Source organism: Pseudomonas sp. zbq_18 (assembly GCF_043102245.1).
Taxonomy (GTDB): domain Bacteria; phylum Pseudomonadota; class Gammaproteobacteria; order Pseudomonadales; family Pseudomonadaceae; genus Aquipseudomonas.
Map to the genome: position 1 here is coordinate 303,044 of NZ_JBICIT010000022.1, position 20,881 is coordinate 323,924.

Genomic DNA, 20,881 nt, shown 5'->3' on the forward strand with positions numbered 1-20,881 from the left:
TTCTTTGCTAATGCCCTACTGGATTGAAATGGGTGTATTGCTGGTGGCGGGCCTGCCCTGTTACAAGCCAGTGCATGCGGATTTGAAAAGTGGATGCTGGCATGGATCGTATAGATAGAACGAATAACCGCTTGTTCGAGCTGGATTTGTTGCGGGCATTAGTGACGGTCGCCGACTGCGGCAGCTTTACCACCGCGGCACTACGTTTGAATTCGACACAATCGACCGTTAGCCAGAAGATCCGCCGGCTGGAAGAGTTGGCGGGGTACCGATTGCTGGAGCGGGGCAATCGCGATGTGCTACCGACTGATTCCGGCGAGACGGTGCTGGGGTATGCCAGGCGATTGCTCGCGCTCAACGATGAACTGTATGAGGCGCTGGAGGGTGCCAGTGTTTCGGTTGTCGTGCGTATTGGCGTTCCCGATGATTTTGCCGCTGGCAGGACCACCCGTCATCTGGCCGAGTTCAACCGCCGCTATCCCCATATCAAGTTGGAGGTTACTGCTGGTCTTAGCCGAGATTTGGCTGGCAGCTATGACCGCGGTGAGCTGGATCTGGTGCTGTTGAAGCAGCGTCGCAATAGCCGTGATGCAGTGGCGCGCTGGTCGGAGAAGACGCGCTGGGTAGACAGCCAGCGCAGCCCGGTATTCGATCAGGACCCACTGCCGATTGTCACATTTCCACCACGCGGCCTGTATCGTGACGAGATGATTGCTGCGTTGGAGTCTATCGGTAGGCGCTGGCGTATCAGTTTTACCAGCTCCAGCCTGAGTGGCATCCAGGATGCGGTGGCTGACGGTATGGGGATCGGTTTGCTGCCGCTGCGCGCAGTGACCACTGAGCACCGTGTGCTGGACAAGGAGTCTGCTCTTCCTGAGGTTGATGTGTTCGAGGTGGCGATCATTCACCGCCCAAGTGCAGGACCGATTGTGGTCGCGTTGGCGGAGTCACTCTCTCGTTTGCTGGAAGAAGAGGGTGATTAAGCGACAACAAGGTGATCTAAGTTTGTATTCGTTTATCAAATCCTGCGCATACCTACATTTAATTTGTCGATGACAGATGGACTGGATATCTTGAATTGCCCCCGCGCTTGATCAGCGTCTGGTCATAGAGTGCCGCTGCGCAGCTACCGATTTTTTGGTGGGGAGCCGATTCTCAACAGGAGACCTTCAGTGTCCAAGACTTCCTACTACGCGCCGCATGGTGGTCATCCAGCCCAGACCGAGCTGTTGACTGACCGTGCCATGTTTACCGAAGCCTACGCGGTGATTCCCAAGGGCGTGATGCGTGACATCGTCACCAGCCACCTGCCCTTCTGGGACCACATGCGCATGTGGGTGATCGCGCGCCCGCTGTCCGGTTTTGCCGAGACGTTCTCGCAGTACATCGTCGAGCTGGCACCCAACGGCGGCAGCGACAAGCCAGAGCAAGACATTAACGCCGAGGCGGTATTGTTCATCGTCGAGGGCGAACTGACCCTGACCCTACAGGGCCAGGTGCACAATATGCAGCCGGGCGGCTATGCCTTCATCCCGCCGGGGGCCGACTACAAGGTGCGTAACACCAGTGGCCAGCACACCCGCTTCCACTGGATCCGCAAGCACTACCAGCGCGTCGAAGGTGTGCCACTGCCAGAAGCCTTCGTCACCAACGAGCAGGATATCCAGCCGCTGGTAATGCCGGATACCGAGGGCCGCTGGAGCACCACCCGCTTTGTCGACATGGCCGATATGCGCCACGACATGCACGTCAACATCGTCAATTTCGAACCGGGCGGTGTGATTCCCTTCGCTGAAACCCACGTCATGGAGCACGGACTTTATGTGCTGGAAGGCAAGGCGGTTTATCGCCTGAACCAGGACTGGGTCGAAGTGGAGGCCGGCGACTTCATGTGGTTGCGCGCCTTCTGCCCGCAGGCCTGCTATTCCGGTGGTCCGGGGCGCTTCCGTTATTTGCTGTACAAGGATGTTAACCGCCACATGCGCCTGACGCTGAACCAGGCGCACTGATGAAAACGGGGGCTTGGCTCCCGTTTTCATAACAGCTATAGCGAAAGGCTTACACGACCACGGGGAGTGAGGCTATTTCTCATGCCCCGACCGGGGGCTAACCTATATACAAGTCGGGAACAGGATGTCCCGAGTCAAGGAAGACAGACCGCGCCAGGATGGCAAACGACAGGATGTCGGAAGGTCATAAAGAACCCGCTTCGGCGGGTTTTTTGTTTCCGTCGTTCCTGGCGAAACCCTTCGGGCCGTCGCCCTTAACGGGCGACGTCAAACATTGTTCCCGGCAATCTTTTGTTGTCTGCGCCAAAGGCGGGCCTCAAGCCCACCAGTAGCGTACGAAATGGAAGAAGATCGGTGCTGCAAAACAGACCGAGTCCATGCGGTCGAGCATGCCGCCGTGGCCTTCAATCATGTGGCCCCAATCCTTCACCCCGCGGTCGCGCTTGATCGCCGACATCACCAGGCCGCCGGCAAAGCCCAGCAGGTTGACGATCAGCGCCATCAGCGCGGCCTGCCAGAAGCTGAACGGGGTGATCCAGAACAGCGAAGCGCCGACCAGGCTGGCCAGGGCGACGCCGCCGACGAAGCCTTCCACCGTTTTTGACGGCGACAGCTTGGGCGCGATCTTGCGTTTGCCCGCCAGCTTGCCACAGACGTACTGCAGCACGTCCGACAGCTGCACGACGATAATCAGCCAGGCGATCAGCAGCAGGTTGCGCCCCTCGTAGCCGGGGATGTCCAGGGTCAGCAGCGCCGGCACCGCGGACACGCAGTACACAGCAATCATGAGCCCCCACTGCACTTCCGAGGCACGCTCGAGGAAGCGCGTGGTATCGCCGCCCAGTGAGGCGAGAATCGGTAGCAGCAGGAACAGGTAGACCGGGATGAAAATGGCGAACAGGCCGTACCAGTCCAGGGCGATCAGCAGGTACTGCATCGGCAGGGCGAAGTAGAAGGCCGCCACCAGGGCTGGATAGTCGCTGCGCCGGGTCGGCGTCAGGGTGAGGAACTCGCGCAGGGCGTAGAACGACACGAAGTAGAACAGCAGGATCACGCCATTGTTGCCAAACAGGAAGGCGATGCCGATGACCAGTACCATGGCCCACCAGGCGTCGATTCGCGCATTGAGGTTGTCGATCACCGCATTGGGTGCGTCCCCGGCGCGGCGGCGCAGGATGCGGGCGATCAGGGTGGCGATGAGCAGTACGGCACCAATGCCGGCAAACAGCAGGAGTGTGTTGCGATCCATCTCAGATTTCCTCCGGGGCCAGGGCCAGCAGGGCGTTGCGTGCGCGTTCCAGGAAGGCGTGTTTGTCCTCGCCTTCCTGGCGCTGCAACGGCTCACCGAAACTCAGGGTGCACAGCAGTGGCAGCGGTAGCGCCCTGCCCTTGGGCATGACCCGGTTGAGATTGGCGATCCACACCGGCACCAATTCGACCTCCGTCCTGGCTTGGGCCAGGTGGAACAGGCCGCTCTTGAACGGCAGCAGCGGCTCGTCGCTGAGGTTGCGGGTGCCCTCGGGAAAGATGATCAGCGAGTCACCCTGCTCCAGGGCATCGAGCATGGCCTGCAGAGGATTGGCGTTGGGATCGCTACGGTCACGATCGACCAACACGCCGTTGAACACGTCGCGGATGAGGAAGCGGCGCAGTTCGCCCTTCATCCAGTAGTCGGAACCCGCTACCGGGCGGGTGCGGCGGCGCAGTTCCGGCGGCAGCGAGGCCCAGAGCAGGACGAAATCGCCGTGGCTGCTGTGGTTGGCGTAGTACAGGCGTTGTACCGGCTGGGCCGTACAGCCCAGCCAGAGGGCGCGTGCGCCGGTCAGCAGGCGGGCTGCCGAAGTGATGGCGAAAGCGGCGATGGAGGCAAGCATGGACAGAACTCCTTTTATCCAGCCGGAAAAAACCAGGGCGTGGTGGGTATGGTGAACAAGGCCCGTCGTAGCTGGGCACGTCGCGAGGCGGCTGCAGGGGCAGCCAGCGCAGGGCGCTGTGGTAGCGCCGCGGCTAGCTGCGGGTGCCTGAGTTGGCCGGTGTTGGGAGTGTCTGAGTGGCGCATGGGAATGTCCTTATTCCGGGGAGTGGCGCTAGGCCGCTTCTTTCAGGCCCTGGCGCACGCGGTTGAGCAGGGTCAGCAACAGCAACAGCAGCATCAGCGCCAACAGGCCGTTGATCCATGTCGCTGAGAGCAAGCCGCTGGCAACTCCGGCAGCCAGTACGCCGAAGGCAAAGGCTCGATCGCTTTTACCCATGGGGCCGTCATAACGTCGCGAGGCACCGACCATGGGGCCGAGCACGCCGGCGTACTCGCTGATCACCGCCAGCACCACGACCAGCACGACCAGCAGCGGCGATACGCCAGCCAGCAAGGCAAAAGGCAGATACAGGGCGCTGTCGGCGACCACGTCGCACAACTCGTTGAGATAGGCGCCGAGTTTTGACTGCTGGCCGAACTCGCGGGCGAGCATGCCGTCGATGGCGTTGAGCGCCATGCGCAGCAGCATCCACAACGGGATCAGGGCGAATAGCCAGGTGGTGGTGGGGAATAGCGCCAGCAGAGCGCCAAGCAGTACGGAAATAACGGCTGCGGCGAGGGTGACCTGATTGGCGGTGACGCCGCGCTCGTAAAGGTGTTGCACGGTGGGGCGCAGCAGGTTCTGGAAGGCGGGTTTGAGCTGGTAGATCGATGGCATGGTGCGAAAGTCCCTTTCACATGATGCGGGCTAGCTTAGCCCCTTTGCCGGTGCGCTGTGCCACGAAGTCTGTGCGCGATTGCGCAGAAAACTTATGCCCCGCGAAGAGTGCGGCTTGGTAAGTTAATTAAGCCTTTTGAATCATCAGTTTAAGCAGCTTGATATCATTTTAATGGCATTTCATGCACAGCTTGTCCACAGACAGTCAAGCGACGCTGGAGGCATTTTCGCGGCTGACTTGCGGGGCTTTTCCGCTGATTTGCTGCTGTGCTTGGCAAACCCAGTTGAAGGCACGTTCGTTAAGTTCGGCGATGGCGCGAGGCCCCTCGCCTTCGGCGTGCATGACCGGGCCGATGATGACCTGGATAGTGCCGGGGTATTTGGCCCAGCCTTGCTTGGGCCAGAACTCGCCGGCGTTGTGGGCAATCGGCAGCACCGGCAGGCCGGCGTTCACTGCCAATGCCGCACCGCCGCGGGAGAACTTGCCGATCTGGCCCGGCGGAATCCGGGTGCCTTCGGGGAAGATCAGCACCCAGGCGCCCTGCTTGATGCGCTCGTCGCCCTGCTTGGCCAGTTGCTTGAGTGCCGCCTTGGGGTTGCTGCGGTCAATGGCGATGGGTTTGAGCATGGCCATGGCCCAGCCGAAGAAGGGCACGTAGAGCAGTTCGCGCTTGACCACCTGCGACAGCGGCTCGAACAAGGCGGAAAGGAAGAAGGTTTCCCAGGTGCTCTGGTGCTTGGCCAGGATCACGCAGGGTTGCTGCGGAATATGCTCCAGGCCCTGCACTTCGTAGCGGATGCCGGCCACCACCTTGGCCAGCCAGGTCGCGCAGCGGCACCAGGCCTGGATCACGAGGCGGTAGCGGGCGCGAAACGGCAGAAAGGGCGCTATGAACACGCAGAGGATGCACCAGAAGAAGGCGCTCGATGACAGCAGCAGGTAGAAGAGGAAGGTTCTGATGGCCTGCACTGTCGTCATTGGGCTCGTATTCTCTAGCGAAGAAGCTGATCGGCGATCGCCGCCAGATCATCGAATATCAGGGTTGCCGCTGGCAACGGTTTGGCCAGCGTACGTTCGCCCTTGCCGGTTTTTACCAGCACGGGTTGGCAATGGACGGCCAGGGCGGCTTCCAGGTCACCCATGCTGTCGCCGACGAACCATACACCTGTCAGTTCCGTGGCGTAGTGCGCTGCGATCTGCTTGAGCATGCCTGGCTTTGGTTTGCGGCAGTCGCAGCCGTCGTTCGGGCCATGCGGGCAATGCACGATCAGGCCAACCTCGCCGCCCTGCTCCGCCACCAGTTGGCGCAGCCGCTGATGCATGGACTCCAGCGTGGCTGCATCGTAGTAGCCGCGCGCCAGGCCCGACTGGTTGGTGGCCACGGCCACGGTCCACCCAGCTTTGCTCAGCCGCGCGATGGCGGCGATGGAGCCCGGGATCGGGATCCATTCGTCGAGGGACTTGATGTAGGCGTCGGAGTCTTCATTGATGACGCCGTCGCGGTCGAGAATCAGCAGCTTCATTTGATCACCACGGCAACCGGGCGGCCTTGCGCCGCCCGGTTGGCCATCAGCCCAGCAGCGAGATATCGGCGACGCCGAGGAACAGGCCACGCAGTTGGTTGAGCAGCGCGTAGCGGTTGGCACGCACCGAGGCATCCTCGGCATTGACCAGCACCGCCTCGAAGAAGGCATCGACCGGTTCGCGCAGGGCGGCCAGGCGCTCCAGCGCTTCGCGGTAGCAGCGCGCGGCGGCCATCGGCTGCACGGCCTGGCTGGCCTGCTGGATGGCCGAGTACAGGCTGAACTCCGCCGGGTTGTCGAAGTAGTGGGCTTCAGCGCTGGCGGCGATCTGCCCCTCATACTTGCTCAACAGGTTGGACACGCGCTTGTTGGCAGCGGCCAGGGCAGCGGCTTCCGGCAGTTGGCGGAAGGCCTGCACGGCCTGTACGCGCTGGTCGAAGTCCAGCGGCGAAGCCGGGCTGAGGGCGCGCACAGCCTGATACACCGCGACATCCACGCCTTCGTCTTCATAACGCGCACGCAGGCGGTCGAAGATGAAGTCCAGCACCTGCGGCGCCAGGCCGGCGGCCTTGACCTTGTCGCCGTACAGGCCGATGGCGAAGCTCACCGCTTCGACCAGATCCAGATCCAGCTGCTTCTCGATCAGGATGCGCAGCACGCCCAGGGCCGCACGACGCAGGGCATAGGGGTCCTTGGATCCGGTCGGCAGCATGCCGATGCCGAAGATGCCGACCAGGGTGTCGAGCTTGTCGGCCACGGCCACGGCCGCGCCAGTCAGGGTGCTCGGCAGTTCGGCACCGGCACCGCGCGGCATGTACTGCTCGTTCAGCGCCAGGGCCACATCGTCGGCTTCGCCATCATGCTTGGCGTAGTAGTAGCCGGCGATGCCCTGCATCTCCGGGAACTCACCGACCATCTCGCTGGCCAGGTCGCACTTGGACAGGATGCCGGCGCGGGCTGCACGGCTGGCATCACCGCCGATGCGCTCGGCGATGAAGGCGGCGAGTTTGGATACGCGCTCGGCCTTGTTGAACACGCTACCCAGCTGGGCCTGGAACACCACGTTGGCCAGGCGCTCGTTACGCTGTTCCAGCGGCTGCTTCTTGTCCTGCTTGAAGAAGAACTCGGCGTCGGTCAGGCGCGGGCGCACGACTTTCTCGTTACCGGAAACGATCTGCGCAGGGTCCGTGGACTCGATGTTGGCCACGGTGATGAAGCGCGGCAGCAGCTTGCCGCCCGCGTCGACCAGGCAGAAATACTTCTGGTTGTCCTGCATGGTGGTGATCAGCGCTTCCTGCGGCACCTCGAGGAAACGCTCTTCGAACGAGCAGACCAGCGGCACCGGCCACTCGACCAGGGCGGTGACTTCATCGAGCAGCGCCGGCGGCACGATGGCGCTGCCCTGCTCCGCGGCAGCCAGTTCGGCGACGCGCTGGCTGATCAGCGTGCGGCGTTCGGCAAAATCGGCGACCACGAAGGCACCGCGCAGGTTCTCGGCGTAGTGTGCCGGGCTTTCGATCGCCACGTCGTAGTTGGCGTGGAAACGGTGGCCACGGGACAGGCGTCCGGCCTTCTGCGCAAGAATCTCGCAATCGACGACATGGTGGCCGTAGAGCATGACCAGCCACTGGGTTGGGCGCACGAACTCTTCCTTGCGCGCGGCCCAGCGCATGCGCTTGGGAATCGGCAGATCACCCAGCGAGGCCTCGACGATGCCGGGCAGCAGGCCGACTGCCGGCAGCCCTGCGATGTTTTGCTCGTACTTGAGTTTCGGGCCGCTGGTGTCGATCTGGCTCAACTCGACGCCGCACTTCTTGGCGAAGCCCAGCGCCGCCTGGGTCGGCTTGCCCTCGGCATCGAAGGCGGCCTGCACGGGCGGACCGTCGAGGCGCACGCTGCGGTCCGGCTGCTGCGCGGCGAGCTGTTCGACCAGCACGGCGAGGCGGCGCGGCGCGGCGTAATAGCGTGCCTTGGCATACTCCAGGCCGGCAGTCTTCAGGCCTTTCTCGACACCGGCCAGGAAGGCTTCGCCGAGGCTCTTCAGGGCCTTGGGTGGCAGCTCTTCGGTGCCCAGTTCGACCAGGAAATCATGTGCACTCATTCTGCAATCTCCAGCTTGGCCAGCACTTCGTCACGCAGTTCGGGGGTGGCCATCGGGAAGCCGAGCTTGGCGCGGGCCAGCAGGTAGCTCTGGGCGATGTTCCGCGCCAGGGTGCGCACGCGCAGGATGTACTGCTGGCGCGCGGTCACCGAGATGGCGCGGCGGGCGTCGAGCAGGTTGAAGCTGTGCGAGGCCTTGATCACCATTTCGTAGGCGGGCAGCGGCAGCTGCAGCTCCATCAGGCGGTTGGCCTCGGACTCGTAGAAGTCGAACAGGTCGAACAGCTTGTCGACGTTGGCGTGCTCGAAGTTGAAGGTGGACTGCTCCACTTCGTTCTGGTGGAACACGTCGCCGTAGGTGACCTTGCCGAACGGGCCGTCGGAATAGACCAGGTCATACACCGAGTCGACGCCCTGCAGGTACATGGCCAGGCGCTCCAGGCCGTAGGTGATTTCGCCGGTGACCGGGTAGCACTCGACGCCACCGACCTGCTGGAAATAGGTGAACTGGGTGACTTCCATGCCGTTTAGCCAGACTTCCCAGCCCAGGCCCCAGGCGCCGAGGGTCGGCGACTCCCAGTTGTCCTCGACGAAGCGGATGTCGTGGACGTTGGTGTCGACGCCGATGCGGCGCAGCGACTCCAGGTACAGGTCCTGGATGTTCTCCGGGTTCGGCTTGAGCACCACCTGGAACTGGTAGTAGTGCTGCAGGCGGTTGGGGTTCTCACCGTAGCGACCGTCGGCCGGGCGGCGCGAAGGCTGCACGTAGGCGGCGTTCCAGGTCTCCGGACCGATGGCGCGCAGGAAGGTGGCGGTGTGGAAGGTACCGGCACCCATCTCCATGTCGTAGGGTTGCAGGATCACGCAGCCTTGCTCGGCCCAATAGCTTTGCAGGGCGAGGATCAGGCCTTGGAAGGTGCTCACGTCGGGCGTTGTCTGGCTCACGAATTCCACCGGTGTCGAGGCGTTTGCATAAAGCCGGGCAGTATACCCGATCATCCCGGCCTGCGAGGCTGCGCCCTGGCCAGTGGTTTCGCACTTTATAGCTGTATTTGCATACAGTATTTATTGGCTATAGTTCTGCTTCCCATCCACCGACTGGTGCACGCCCATGACCCGCTGCTTCTGGTGCAACGACGACCCGTTGTACATCGCCTATCACGACGAGGAATGGGGCGTGCCCTCGCGCGATGCGCAGCACCTGTTCGAGATGCTGCTGCTGGAGGGGGCCCAGGCGGGATTGTCGTGGATCACCGTGCTGAAGAAGCGTGAGCGTTACCGCCAGGTACTGTTCGGCTTCGACGCCGAGCGTCTGGCGCGCATGACCGACGCTGAAATCGAAGAGCGCATGCAGGACCCCGGTATCATCCGCAACCGCCTCAAGCTGCAGGCGGCGCGCAAGAACGCCCAGGCCTGGCTCAGGCTGGAGGACCCGGTCGAGTTTCTCTGGTCATTTGTCGGTGGCGTGCCGAAGATCAATCACTTCAGCGCTCGCAGCGATGTGCCGGCGGTGACGCCCGAGGCCGAGGCGATGAGCAAGGCCCTGAAGAAGCGCGGCTTCACCTTCGTCGGGTCGACCATCTGCTACGCCTATATGCAGGCCACCGGCATGGTCATGGATCACACGACCGATTGTGATCGCCACGCGCAGTTGAGCTGACGGCTTTCGTCGCTCACTACCTGCAGCGCGCCCGGGCAGCCGTTACAATGCCCGCCCCTTCATGCTCGGAGTTCCCAGGTGGAAAAGCTCAAAGGCGCCCTGGTGGTCGGTTTCCTTCGTCTGTTTGCCCTGCTGCCCTGGCGTGCGGTGCAGGCGGTGGGCAATGCCATTGGCTGGCTGATGTGGAAGCTGCCCAACGGCTCGCGCGAGGTCGTGCGCACCAACCTGAACAAATGCTTTCCCGAGCTGAACGAGGCTGAGCTGGATCAGCTGGTCGGCCAGAGCCTCAAGGACATCGGCAAGACCCTGACCGAAAGCGCCTGCGCCTGGATCTGGCCGGCGCACAAGTCGCTCAAGCTGATCCGCGAAGTCGAAGGTCTGGAGGTGCTGCAGCAGGCGCTGGCCAGCGGCAAGGGCGTGGTCGGCATCACCAGCCATCTGGGCAACTGGGAAGTGCTCAATCACTTCTATTGCAACCAGTGCAAACCGATCATTTTCTACCGTCCACCCAAGCTCAAGGCGGTGGACGAGTTGCTGCAGAAGCAGCGCGTACAGATGGGCAATCGCGTGGCGCCATCGACCAAGGAAGGCATCCTCAGCGTCATCAAGGAAGTGCGCAAGGGTGGCGCCGTGGGTATTCCGGCGGACCCCGAACCGAGCCGCAGCAGTGGGGTTTTCGTGCCCTTTCTCGGCACCACGGCGCTGACCAGCAAGTTCGTGCCGGGCATGCTCGCCGGCGGCAAGGCGGTGGGCGTGTTCCTGCACGCGCTGCGCCTGGCCGATGGCAGCGGCTACAAGGTGATCCTCGAAGCAGCGCCCGAAGGTATGTACAGCGACAACGTCGAAGAGGGCGTGGCAGCGATGAGCGAAGTGGTGTCCCGCTACGTGCGCACCTATCCCAGCCAGTACATGTGGAGCATGAAACGCTTCAAGAAGCGGCCTGATGGCGAGCAGAAGTGGTATTGATGCCGAGGCCGATAGCCATTAACGTCTGAGCACTCTCGCCACTGATCAGGGAATGGCATGGACAACAAGCGCGAACACGTGCGTACGACGCTCAAGGTTCAGCTGCGCATCGATCATCCGGTACATGGCCAGATGCTGGTCACCACCCGCGATATCTCCGACAGCGGGGTGTTTGTGGTGGTCGATGAGGCTCAGCGTCTGCTGCAGATCGGTGAAGTGGTCAGCGGTCAGGTACAGGGCCTGCCGATCGAGGCCCCGGTGGTGCAGATGGAGGTGGTGCGTTTCGAGCCCAGCGGAGTCGCCCTGGCTTTCAAGCGCGATTGACTAGCGCTCCCCTTCTTCCTGTGCGACGGCCTTCTCCAGGCGGCGCAAAAACACCGTCATTTCCTTTTCGGTCTGCTTGTCGCCGCGTTTGCGCGCGACCTCCAGGCCGTTGTGCCAAGCCTGGCGCGCTTCCTCCAGCATGCCCTGGCGCTGGCAGGCCTGACCCAGCAGCTTCCACGCCGCCGAATAGTTGGGATCGAAGCCCAGGCACTTCTGCAGGTGCTCCGCTGCCGCCTCGGGCTGATCGGCATCCAGGTAGCTCTTGCCCAGGCCGAAGCGCAGCAGGGCGTTGTCCACGCCCCTGGCCAGCAGTTTTTCCAGCGAGTCCGGCGTCGTCATGGCATCAGGCCTCGGCAGCGCTAGAAGAAGGTCAGGCCGACCTGGAACAGGCGCTCCACGTCGCGGATGTACTTCTTGTCGACGAGGAACAGGATCACGTGGTCGCCGGACTCGATGATGGTGTCGTCGTGGGCGATCAGCACTTCCTCGTCGCGGATCACCGCGCCGATGGTGGTGCCCGGTGGCAGGGCGATGTCCTCGATCATCCGGCCGATCACTTTGCTCGACTTGGCGTCGCCGTGGGCGATGGCCTCGATGGCTTCTGCCGCACCGCGGCGCAGACTATGCACGCTCTCGATGTCGCCGCGGCGCACGTGGGTCAGCAGGGTGCCGATGGTGGCCAGCTGCGGGCTGATGGCGATGTCGATGTCGCCGCCCTGGACCAGATCGACGTAGGCCGGGTTGTTGATGATGGTCATCACCTTGCGCGCGCCCAGGCGCTTGGCCAGTAGCGAGGACATGATGTTGGCCTCGTCGTCGTTGGTCAGGGCCAGGAAGATGTCAGCGTCGTTGATGTTCTCTTCCACCAGCAGGTCCCGGTCCGAGGCGCTGCCCTGGAGCACCACGGAGCTTTCCAGGTTTTCCGAAAGGTAGCGGCAGCGCGCCGGGTTCATCTCGATGATCTTCACCTGGTAGCGGCTCTCGATGGCCTCGGCCAGGCGTTCGCCGATATGCCCGCCACCGGCGATAACAATGCGCTTGTAGCTGTCTTCCAGGCGGCGCATTTCGCTCATCACCGCACGGATGTGCGCTTTGGCGGCGATGAAGAACACTTCGTCGTCGGCTTCGATCACTGTGTCGCCCTTGGGCATGATCGGCCGGTTGCGGCGGAAGATCGCCGCGACCCGGGTGTCGACATTGGGCATGTGTTCGCGCAGCTGCTTGAGTTGCTGGCCGACCAGCGGGCCGCCGTAGTAGGCACGCACCGCCACCAGCTGGGCTTTGCCCTCGGCGAAATCGATCACCTGCAGCGAGCCGGGAATTTCGATCAGGCGCTTGATGTAGTTGGTCACCACCTGTTCGGGGCTGATCAGCACATCGACCGGGATGGCTTCGTTGTCGAACAGGCCGGTGCGGGTCAGGTAGGCCGCCTCGCGTACCCGGGCGATCTTGGTCGGCGTGTGGAACAGGGTGTAGGCGACCTGACAGGCGATCATGTTGACTTCATCGCTGTTGGTCACCGCGACCAGCATGTCGGCGTCGTCGGCACCGGCCTGGCGCAGCACGGTGGGAAACGAGCCGCGGCCGACCACGGTGCGGATATCCAGGCGGTCGCCAAGGTCACGCAGGCGGTCGCCGTCGGTGTCGACCACGGTGATGTCGTTGGCCTCGCCGGCGAGGTGTTCGGCCAGGGTTCCGCCGACCTGGCCGGCGCCGAGAATGATGATCTTCATCGGGTTCCTTCCTCAGCCGCGAGGAGTCGCGGCGATCTTTATCAGCTTGGCATAGTAGAAGCCGTCGTGGCCGTCTACCTGTGGCAACAATTGGCGGCCATGGGCCGGTTTCAGGCCGAAGGGGCCGGCGATATCCAGTTCACGTGCGCCCTGTGTGCGGGCGAGGAAGGCGGCGATGTTGTCCGAGTTCTCCTGCGGCAGCACCGAGCAGGTGGCGTAGAGCAGCACACCGCCGACCTCCAGGGTTGGCCACAGGGCGTCCAGCAGTTCGCCCTGCAGTTGGGCCAGGGCGCTGATGTCGTCGGCCTGACGGGTCAGCTTGATGTCCGGGTGGCGACGGATCACGCCTGTGGCCGAGCAGGGCGCATCGAGCAGAATGCGCTGGAACGGCTTGCCATCCCACCAGACCTTGGTCGCACGGCCGTCGGCGGCGATCAGGGTGGCTTTGAGCTGCAGGCGGTCAAGGTTTTCCTGTACGCGGGCCAGGCGCCCGGGTTCCAGGTCGAGGGCGATCACTTCGGCGAGATCGGGTTGCGTCTCCAGCAGGTGACAGGTCTTGCCGCCCGGCGCGGCACAGGCGTCCAGCACCCGCTGACCGGGCGCCAGGTCGAGCAGGTCGGCGGCCAGCTGGGCCGCCTCGTCCTGCACGCTGACGCGGCCTTCGGCGAAGCCGGGCAGGGTCTTTACATCGCAGGGTGCGAGCAGGCGGATACCGTCGCGGCTGTAGCTGCAGGCTTCGGCGTCGATGCCGGCGCTACGCAGCTCGGCGAGATAGTCATCGCGGCTGCCATGACGGCGGTTGACCCGCAGCAGCAGTGGCGGATGTTCATTGTTGGCCGCGCAGATCGCATGCCACTGCTCCGGCCAGTCGGCCTTCAGGCGCTTTTGCAGCCAGCGTGGGTGGGCGGTATGCAGCACCGGGTCACGCTCCAGTTCGGCGAAGATGGCTGCATGCTCACGCTGGGCATTGCGCAGCACGGCATTGAGCAGGCCCTTGAGCGAACTCTTCTTCAGCTTGTCGACGCAGGCGACCGTCTCGCCAATCGCGGCATGGGCGGGGATGCGCGTGTGCAGCAGCTGGTACAGGCCGATCAGCAGCAGCGCTTCGACATCGCGGTCGGCGGCCTTGAACGGCTTCTGCAGCAGCTTGTCGGCGAGCAATTGCAGGCGCGGCTGCCAGCGCGCGGTGCCGAAGGCCAGGTCCTGGGCCAGGCTGCGGTCACGCGGCTCGACCTTGTCCAGCAGCGGCGGCAAGCTGCTGCCCAGCGAGGCCTTACCATTGAGCACGGCGGCCAGGGCGCGGGCGGCGGCCAGGCGTGGGTTCATTGACCGAGCACCAGGTCTGGGGCGAACTGCTCGCGGCGGCTGTTGTACAGGTCGGTGAAACTCAGCGGCTTGCCCCCCGGCAGCTGCAGACGAGTCAGGCGCAGGGCGCCCTGGCCACAGGCGACGGTGAGGCCAGTCTTGTCGGCGGCGAGTATGGTGCCGGGTTGGCCACTGCCCTCGCCCAGCTGGGCGGCGTGGACCTTCAGCGCGTCGCCATTCAGCGTGCTGTGGCAGATCGGCCAGGGGTTGAAGGCGCGGATCAGGCGCTCCAGCTCGACGGCCGGGCGGCTCCAGTCCAGACGTGCCTCATCTTTGTTCAGCTTGTGCGCGTAGGTGGCCAGGCTGTCGTCCTGTACTTCGCCCTGCAGGGCGCCTGCGGCCAGCTTGGCCACGGCCTCGACCACGGCGGCCGAGCCCAGTGTGGCGAGGCGGTCATGCAGGCTGCCGCCGGTGTCTTCGGCGGTGATGGTAGTACTGACCTTGAGCAGCATCGGTCCGGTATCCAGACCCGCTTCCATCTGCATCACGGTGACGCCGCTGCTGGCGTCACCCGCTTCGATCGCGCGCTGGATCGGCGCCGCGCCGCGCCAGCGTGGTAGCAGCGAGGCGTGGCTGTTGATGCAGCCCAGGCGCGGGGTATCAAGCACCACCTGAGGCAGGATCAGGCCGTAGGCCACCACCACCATCAAGTCGGGCTGCAGGGTGGCCAGCTCGGCCTGGGCGATGGGGTCGCGCAGGGTCTGCGGCTGATACACCGGCAGGCCATGCTGCAGGGCCAGCTGCTTGACCGGGCTTGGCATCAGCTTTTGCCCGCGTCCGGCTGGACGGTCGGGCTGGGTGTAAACAGCTACCACCTGACGGCCGGCATCAAGCAGGGCCTGCAGGTGCTGGGCGGCGAATTCCGGGGTGCCGGCAAAGATGATACGCATGGTTTTCTCACTGCAAACAAAAAGGCTTGCCGGAGCAAGCCTTTGGAAGATCGGGGTCAAGCTTGCTGGCGGTGCTGTTTTTCCAGCTTCTTCTTGATCCGGTCGCGTTTGAGGCTGGACAGGTAGTCGACGAACAGCTTGCCGTTGAGGTGATCGCACTCGTGCTGGATGCACACGGCGAGCAGGCCCTCGGCGATCAGCTCATAGGGTGTGCCGTCGCGCTCCTGGGCCTTGATTCGCACCTTTTGCGGACGGTCTACATTCTCATAGAAGCCGGGTACCGACAGGCAGCCTTCCTGGTACTGATCCATCTGCTCGGTCAGCGACTCGAACTCGGGGTTGATGAATACCCGCGGCTCGGACTGATCTTCGGACAGATCCATGACCACCACGCGCTTGTGGACGTTGACCTGGGTCGCCGCCAGGCCGATGCCTGGAGCGGCGTACATGGTCTCGAACATGTCGTCGATCAGCTTCGAGAGTGCCTGGTCAAAAACGGTCACCGGTTTGGCGATCGTCCGCAGACGCGGATCGGGGAATTCGAGGATGTTTAGAATCGCCATGGCTGTTTGTGATGCACTTGTGGAATAAAGTAAAAAACCGCTGCTAAGATGATGAGCAGCTTTGAAAAACGGCTCGAAAGCCGCTACTTCTGCGGCATACAGGCGCTGGCCACATAATAAAGGGATTCACCGCATGAGGAAATCACTACTCGCCCTGCTGCTGGTCGCCGCTGGCGGCCTGAGCCTGTCCGGCACTGCCCTGGCAGACGTTCAGCTCAAGCAAGGTCACCCGGAGCGCTACACGGTCGTCAAGGGCGATACCCTGTGGGACATCTCCGGCAAGTTCCTCAGCCAACCCTGGAAGTGGCCGGAACTCTGGCACGCCAACCCGCAGATCGAGAATCCTCATCTGATCTACCCGGGCGATACCCTGAGCCTGGTCTACATCGATGGCCAGCCGCGCCTGATGCTCAACCGCGGTGCTTCGCGTGGCACCATCAAACTCTCGCCGCAAGTACGCAGCACGCCGATGGCCGAAGCCATTCCGACCATTCCCCTGGAGGCCATCAACAGCTTCCTGCTGAGCAACCGGATTGTCGATACGGCGGAGGACTTCCTGGATAAGCCCTACGTCGTCGCCGGTGACCAGGAAAGTGTCATCAGTGGTGCGGGCAGCCGGATCTTCGCCCGTGGCGCATTCGATGACGCCCAGGCCGTCTACGGCATTTTCCGCCAGGGCAAGACTTACACTGACCCTGAGACCAAGGAACTCCTCGGGATCAACGCCGACGATATCGGCAGCGGCGAGCTGGTGGCCGAGGAAGGCGACATCGCGACCCTGCACCTGACCCGCACCACCCAGGAAGTCCGTCCGGGTGACCGCCTGTTCCCCACCGAAGAACGCGCCGTCAACTCCACGTTCATGCCGAGCGAGCCGGCGACCGATGTCGATGGCGTCATCCTCGACGTGCCGCGCGGTGTGAATCGCATCGGTCAGTTCGACGTGGTGACCATCAACAAGGGCAAGATCGATGGCCTGTCCGAGGGTAACGTGCTGGCTGTCTACAAGACTGGCGAGACCGTGCGTGATCGTGTCACCGGCGACTCGGTGAAGATCCCCGACCAGCGCTCCGGTCTGTTGATGGTGTTCCGCGCCTACGAGAAGCTCAGCTATGGTCTGGTGCTCTACGCCACTCGCGACCTGGCCTTGATGGACAAGGTGAAGAACCCGTAATACCCAAACCCCCGCCCCGTGCGGGGGTTTGTTTTTCTGCGTTGACGATCAGGGACGATCGACATGACGAGCTGCATTTCTCCTGCGGAACTGGAGGCGCGTCTGCGCCTGCACAGCCTGCCCGAACTGGGGCCGAAGCGTTTTCAGCGTTTGCTCGAGGCCTTTGGTTCGGCCTGTTCCGCCATCAGTGCCCCGGCCGCTGCCTGGCGTTCGCTGGGGCTTCCGGCGGCCTGTGCCGAGGCGCGGCGCAGTGCCGAGGTGCGTGAACGTGCCGCCTCGGCACTCCGCTGGCTGGAGCAGCCTGGCCAATCCGTGCTGATGTGGGACGACCCGCTGTACCCTGGGCTGCTGGCCGAGCTGAACGATGCTCCGCCGCTGCTGTTCGTGGCGGGTGATGCCAGTCTGCTCGAACGCCCGCAATTGGCCATGGTGGGCAGCCGGCGGGCGTCGAGGCCTGGGCTGGATACGGCCAATGCCTTTGCCCGCAGCCTGGCCGGCGGTGGTTTCGTGATTACCAGCGGCCTGGCGCTGGGTATCGACGGAGCAGCCCACGGCGGGGCATTGGCCGCGGGTGGGGGCACAGTGGCTGTGCTGGGAACGGGGTTGCAGCACATCTATCCGCAACGCCATCTCGCGCTGGCGGCGCGCATTGTCGAACAGGGTGGCGCACTGGTCTCCGAGCTGCCGCTGGACAGTCCCCCGCAGGCCAGCAACTTTCCACGGCGCAACCGCATCATCAGTGGCCTTTCACTCGGCGTACTGGTCGTCGAGGCCAGCCCGTCCAGTGGTTCGCTGATCACCGCCCGCCTGGCGGTCGAGCAAGGCCGCGAGGTGTATGCCATCCCCGGCTCCATTCACCATCCCGGCGCGCGCGGCTGCCATCAGCTGATTCGTGAAGGTGCCACGCTGGTGGAAAGCGTCGACGACATCCTGCAGGCCCTGCGCGGCTGGCAACAGGTGCCGCCGAGTACCGTCAGTGTGCCGAGCAACGACCATCCGTTGCTGCAGCAGCTTCGTGCAGCCCCGCAGACCAGCGAGAGCCTGGCCCAGGCCTGTGGCCTGGAACTCGGCGCGACGCTGGTGGCGTTGACCGAGTTGGAGCTGGAAGGCCTGGTGGCCTGCGAGGGTGGACGTTGGGTACCCCGGGTTGTCTGAGCTGGCTACACTCGCAGCCAGTCATCGCGTATGGGTGCGAGCATGTACAGCAGTTGGCAGGTACAGCGGGTAGCACGGGTGGTGCGTCAGGGCGGGGTGATCGCCTATCCGACCGAGGCAGTCTGGGGCCTGGGCTGCGACCCCTGGAACGAGGTCGCGGTGGATCGTCTGCTGGCGCTCAAGGATCGGCCCATGCACAAGGGGCTGATCCTGGTGGCCGACAATATCGAGCAGTTCGATTTTCTTCTCGACGACCTGCCCGAGCGCTGGCTCGACCGCCTGGCCAGCACCTGGCCCGGACCCACTACCTGGTTGGTGCCACACCAGAACCGTTTGCCCGAGTGGATCACCGGCATGCACGACAGCGTAGCCCTGCGCGTCAGCGATCACCCGCTGGTGCGCGAGCTGTGTGCCCTCACCGGCCCGCTGGTGTCCACCTCGGCCAACCCGGCCGGCCGCCCTTCCGCGCGCTCGCGTCTGCGCGTCGAGCAGTACTTCCATGCTCAGCTCGACGCCGTGCTCGGCGGTGCTCTGGGTGGGCGACGCAACCCCAGCCTGATCCGCGACCTGCGTACGGGCGATGTGATTCGCCCATCGTAGGTTGAGGAGCGGAGGTCGAGCGCAGCGAAGCCCAGCAGGCGAGCGAATTGGCGAAATAGCCGCCCTGGGGTTCGCTCGTTGGGCTTCGGCGTTACGCGCCTCAACCCAACCTATGGCAACAGAATGGTCGAACCTGTGGTCTGCCGTCCGGCCAGGGCGATCTGCGCCTGGGCGGCCTCTGCCAGCGGGTAGCGCTGGCCGATCTCGACCTGGATCTGGCCGCTCTCGACCAGGGCGAACAGTTCGTCGGCCATGGCCTGCAGTTTCTCGGCGCTGTTGGCGTAGGCGAACAGGGTGGGCCGGGTCACATAGATCGCGCCCTTCTGCGCCAGGATGCCGAGGTTGACCCCGGTCACTGCGCCCGAGGCGTTGCCGAAGCTGACCAGCAGGCCACGCGGCGCCACGCAGTCCAGCGAGCGCTCCCAGGTGTCCTTGCCCACCGAGTCATAGACCACCGGGCACTTGGCCCCGTCGGTCAGCTCCAGCACGCGCTGCACCACATCTTCGTGGCTGTAGTCGATGGTCGCCCAGGCGCCATTGGCCTTGGCCAACGCGGCTTTTTCCGGCGACGACACGGTGCCGATCAGCTTCACGCCGAGGGCCTTGGCCCACTGGCAGGCGAACAGGCCGACGCCGCCGGCGGCGGCGTGCCAGAGAATGGTTTGCCCGGCCTGCACCGCGTAGGTCTGGCGCAGCAGGTACTGCACGGTGAGGCCCTTGAGCATCATCGCGGCCGCCTGTTCGAAGCTGATCGAGTCCGGCAGCTTGACCAGGTGCTGCGCGGGGAGCACATGCACCTCGCTGCAGGCGCCCAGCGGGCCGGTGGCGTAGGCCACACGGTCGCCGACCTTGAGCTGGCTCACCGCACTGCCCACCGCCTCGACCTCGCCGGCGGCCTCGGTGCCCAGGCCGGACGGCAGTGCCGGCGGCTGATAGAGGCCACTGCGATAGTAGGTGTCGATGAAGTTCAGGCCGATGGCGCGGTTGCGTACCCGCACTTCCTGCGGGCCCGGCTCGGCGGGCGTGAAGTCGGTGTATTCGAGCACTTCCGGTCCGCCGTGCTGGCTGATCTGGATTCGCTTGGCCATGTCTCGTGCTCCTCGGCAAAACGCCCATACAACGCCGCGGACTGACCGCCGTCAAGCCAGCAGCGGATGCGACGATGGTATGCTTGCGCCCTCTTCTGCCCAGCCCGGACCCATGCCGTGAGTGAACGTACCCAGGCCGTGAAGGCCTATCTGCTCAATCTGCAGGATCGCATCTGCGCCGCCCTCGAAGCCGAGGACGGCGGCGCCCGCTTCTTCGAAGACAGCTGGGAGCGCCCTGCCGGCGGTGGCGGCCGCACCCGGGTGATCGAGAACGGCGCGCTGATCGAGAAAGGCGGGGTCAACTTCTCCCATGTGTTCGGCGACAGCCTGCCGCCGTCGGCCAGTGCCCATCGCCCCGAGCTGGCCGGGCGCGGCTTCGAGGCCATGGGCGTGTCGCTGGTGATCCACCCGGAAAACCCGCACGTACCCACCTCGCACGCCAACGTACGTTTCTTCAGCGCCGAGAAAGAAGGCGAGGACCCCGTGTGGTGGTTCGGCGGCGGTTTCGACCTCACCCCCTACTACGCCAACGAGGAAGACTGCGTGCACTGGCACCAGGTCGCCTTCGATGCCTGTGCGCCGTTCGGTGCCGAGGTCTACCCGAAGTTCAAGGCCTGGTGTGATCGCTACTTCCACCTCAAGCACCGTGGCGAGCCGCGCGGCATCGGCGGGCTGTTCTTCGACGACCTGAATGAGTGGGACTTCGACACCAGCTTTGCCTTCCTGCGCGCCATCGGTGATGCCTATATCCAGGCCTACCTGCCGATCATTCAGCGGCGCAAGGCCACGCCGTTCACCGAACAGCAGCGCGAGTTCCAGGCCTTCCGCCGGGGCCGCTACGTCGAGTTCAACCTGGTGTTCGACCGCGGCACCCTGTTCGGCCTGCAGTCCGGCGGGCGCACCGAGTCCATCCTCATGTCGCTGCCGCCGCACGTGCGTTGGGGCTATGACTGGAAGCCCGCGCCGGGTAGCGAGGAAGCGCGCCTGACCGAGTACTTCCTGACCGACCGCGACTGGCTGGCCGGCGCGTAGATCTG

General features: G+C 64.0%; 22 protein-coding genes. 9 read left to right on the forward strand and 13 right to left on the reverse strand.

Annotated elements, in window-relative coordinates; genetic code table 11:
* The first annotated feature begins 101 nt into the window (after positions 1-101).
* Positions 102-983 (forward strand): LysR substrate-binding domain-containing protein, encoded by an 882-nt coding sequence (locus tag ACF8C6_RS18015; RefSeq protein ID WP_392500532.1) that lies wholly within the window; start codon positions 102-104, stop codon positions 981-983.
* 189 nt (positions 984-1,172) lie between these two features.
* Complete coding sequence (locus tag ACF8C6_RS18020) at positions 1,173-2,009, forward strand: bifunctional allantoicase/(S)-ureidoglycine aminohydrolase (RefSeq protein WP_392500533.1); 837 nt, start codon at positions 1,173-1,175, stop codon at positions 2,007-2,009.
* Positions 2,010-2,325: 316 nt separating this feature from the next.
* On the opposite strand, the gene ACF8C6_RS18025 is transcribed toward ACF8C6_RS18020, so the two are convergent.
* The 7 genes from ACF8C6_RS18025 to glyQ all read right to left on the reverse strand — a co-directional run bounded on the left by ACF8C6_RS18025 (position 2,326) and on the right by glyQ (position 9,271).
* Complete coding sequence (locus ACF8C6_RS18025) at positions 2,326-3,258, reverse strand: phosphatidate cytidylyltransferase (RefSeq protein ID WP_392500534.1); 933 nt, start codon at positions 3,256-3,258, stop codon at positions 2,326-2,328.
* A gap of 1 nt (position 3,259) precedes the next feature.
* Positions 3,260-3,883: a lysophospholipid acyltransferase family protein gene (locus tag ACF8C6_RS18030; RefSeq protein ID WP_392500535.1), complete on the reverse strand. Its 624-nt coding sequence runs from the start codon at positions 3,881-3,883 to the stop codon at positions 3,260-3,262.
* A 213-nt stretch (positions 3,884-4,096) separates the two neighbouring features.
* Complete coding sequence (locus tag ACF8C6_RS18035) at positions 4,097-4,702, reverse strand: CDP-alcohol phosphatidyltransferase family protein (RefSeq protein WP_392500536.1); 606 nt, start codon at positions 4,700-4,702, stop codon at positions 4,097-4,099.
* Positions 4,703-4,907: 205 nt separating this feature from the next.
* Entirely contained in the window at positions 4,908-5,681 is a 774-nt protein-coding gene (locus ACF8C6_RS18040) for a lysophospholipid acyltransferase family protein (RefSeq protein WP_392500537.1), read from the reverse strand.
* 14 nt (positions 5,682-5,695) lie between these two features.
* On the reverse strand, positions 5,696-6,226 hold the full coding sequence (gmhB, locus tag ACF8C6_RS18045) for a D-glycero-beta-D-manno-heptose 1,7-bisphosphate 7-phosphatase (RefSeq protein ID WP_392500538.1): 531 nt from the start codon (positions 6,224-6,226) through the stop codon (positions 5,696-5,698).
* A gap of 46 nt (positions 6,227-6,272) precedes the next feature.
* On the reverse strand, positions 6,273-8,327 hold the full coding sequence (gene glyS, locus ACF8C6_RS18050) for a glycine--tRNA ligase subunit beta (protein WP_392500539.1): 2,055 nt from the start codon (positions 8,325-8,327) through the stop codon (positions 6,273-6,275).
* Positions 8,324-9,271 carry a glycine--tRNA ligase subunit alpha gene (glyQ, locus tag ACF8C6_RS18055; RefSeq protein WP_392500540.1) on the reverse strand — a complete coding sequence of 316 codons (948 nt, stop codon included), beginning with the start codon at positions 9,269-9,271 and terminating at the stop codon, positions 8,324-8,326. The genes glyS and glyQ overlap by 4 nt, the downstream gene beginning before the upstream one ends.
* A gap of 166 nt (positions 9,272-9,437) precedes the next feature.
* Here glyQ and ACF8C6_RS18060 point away from each other — a divergent pair, with 166 nt between their 5' ends.
* The 3 genes from ACF8C6_RS18060 to ACF8C6_RS18070 all read left to right on the forward strand — a co-directional run bounded on the left by ACF8C6_RS18060 (position 9,438) and on the right by ACF8C6_RS18070 (position 11,276).
* Positions 9,438-9,986 (forward strand): DNA-3-methyladenine glycosylase I, encoded by a 549-nt coding sequence (locus ACF8C6_RS18060; RefSeq protein WP_392500541.1) that lies wholly within the window; start codon positions 9,438-9,440, stop codon positions 9,984-9,986.
* A gap of 78 nt (positions 9,987-10,064) precedes the next feature.
* The gene (locus ACF8C6_RS18065; protein ID WP_392500542.1) at positions 10,065-10,952 is read left to right on the forward strand and encodes a lysophospholipid acyltransferase; all 888 of its coding nucleotides are present in this window, start codon (positions 10,065-10,067) and stop codon (positions 10,950-10,952) included.
* Positions 10,953-11,009: 57 nt separating this feature from the next.
* Complete coding sequence (locus tag ACF8C6_RS18070; RefSeq protein WP_277691471.1) at positions 11,010-11,276, forward strand: PilZ domain-containing protein; 267 nt, start codon at positions 11,010-11,012, stop codon at positions 11,274-11,276.
* Here the strand turns inward: ACF8C6_RS18070 and ACF8C6_RS18075 are convergent, their stop codons facing one another.
* From ACF8C6_RS18075 to def, 5 genes are read right to left on the reverse strand one after another with little or no spacing between them, the layout of a single operon-like run.
* A complete protein-coding gene (locus ACF8C6_RS18075) occupies positions 11,277-11,615 on the reverse strand; it encodes a tetratricopeptide repeat protein (RefSeq protein ID WP_392500543.1) in 339 nt (112 codons plus the stop codon).
* 20 nt (positions 11,616-11,635) lie between these two features.
* Positions 11,636-13,009 carry a Trk system potassium transporter TrkA gene (gene trkA / locus ACF8C6_RS18080; protein ID WP_277691468.1) on the reverse strand — a complete coding sequence of 458 codons (1,374 nt, stop codon included), beginning with the start codon at positions 13,007-13,009 and terminating at the stop codon, positions 11,636-11,638.
* 12 nt (positions 13,010-13,021) lie between these two features.
* The gene (rsmB, locus tag ACF8C6_RS18085) at positions 13,022-14,335 is read right to left on the reverse strand and encodes a 16S rRNA (cytosine(967)-C(5))-methyltransferase RsmB (RefSeq protein ID WP_392500544.1); all 1,314 of its coding nucleotides are present in this window, start codon (positions 14,333-14,335) and stop codon (positions 13,022-13,024) included.
* The gene (gene fmt, locus ACF8C6_RS18090; protein ID WP_392500545.1) at positions 14,332-15,264 is read right to left on the reverse strand and encodes a methionyl-tRNA formyltransferase; all 933 of its coding nucleotides are present in this window, start codon (positions 15,262-15,264) and stop codon (positions 14,332-14,334) included. Before fmt ends, rsmB begins: the two co-directional genes overlap by 4 nt.
* 56 nt (positions 15,265-15,320) lie before the next feature.
* Positions 15,321-15,827 carry a peptide deformylase gene (gene def, locus ACF8C6_RS18095; RefSeq protein WP_392500546.1) on the reverse strand — a complete coding sequence of 169 codons (507 nt, stop codon included), beginning with the start codon at positions 15,825-15,827 and terminating at the stop codon, positions 15,321-15,323.
* Positions 15,828-15,960: 133 nt separating this feature from the next.
* Between def and ACF8C6_RS18100 the strand changes: the two genes are divergently transcribed.
* The 3 genes from ACF8C6_RS18100 (at position 15,961) to ACF8C6_RS18110 (ending at position 18,756) form a co-directional block, all read left to right on the forward strand.
* A complete protein-coding gene (locus ACF8C6_RS18100) occupies positions 15,961-17,001 on the forward strand; it encodes a LysM peptidoglycan-binding domain-containing protein (RefSeq protein ID WP_277691464.1) in 1,041 nt (346 codons plus the stop codon).
* 63 nt (positions 17,002-17,064) lie between these two features.
* Positions 17,065-18,156 (forward strand): DNA-processing protein DprA, encoded by a 1,092-nt coding sequence (gene dprA / locus ACF8C6_RS18105; protein ID WP_392500547.1) that lies wholly within the window; start codon positions 17,065-17,067, stop codon positions 18,154-18,156.
* Positions 18,157-18,198: 42 nt separating this feature from the next.
* Entirely contained in the window at positions 18,199-18,756 is a 558-nt protein-coding gene (locus ACF8C6_RS18110) for an L-threonylcarbamoyladenylate synthase (protein WP_392500548.1), read from the forward strand.
* A 110-nt stretch (positions 18,757-18,866) separates the two neighbouring features.
* Here ACF8C6_RS18110 and ACF8C6_RS18115 read toward each other — a convergent pair whose 3' ends face one another.
* Positions 18,867-19,844, reverse strand: a complete 978-nt coding sequence (locus ACF8C6_RS18115) for an NADPH:quinone reductase (protein WP_392500549.1) — start codon at positions 19,842-19,844, stop codon at positions 18,867-18,869.
* Between the two features lie 66 nt (positions 19,845-19,910).
* Here ACF8C6_RS18115 and hemF point away from each other — a divergent pair, with 66 nt between their 5' ends.
* Positions 19,911-20,876, forward strand: coding sequence for an oxygen-dependent coproporphyrinogen oxidase (hemF, locus tag ACF8C6_RS18120; RefSeq protein WP_392500550.1), 966 nt, complete (start codon positions 19,911-19,913; stop codon positions 20,874-20,876).
* Positions 20,877-20,881 lie beyond the last annotated feature (5 nt).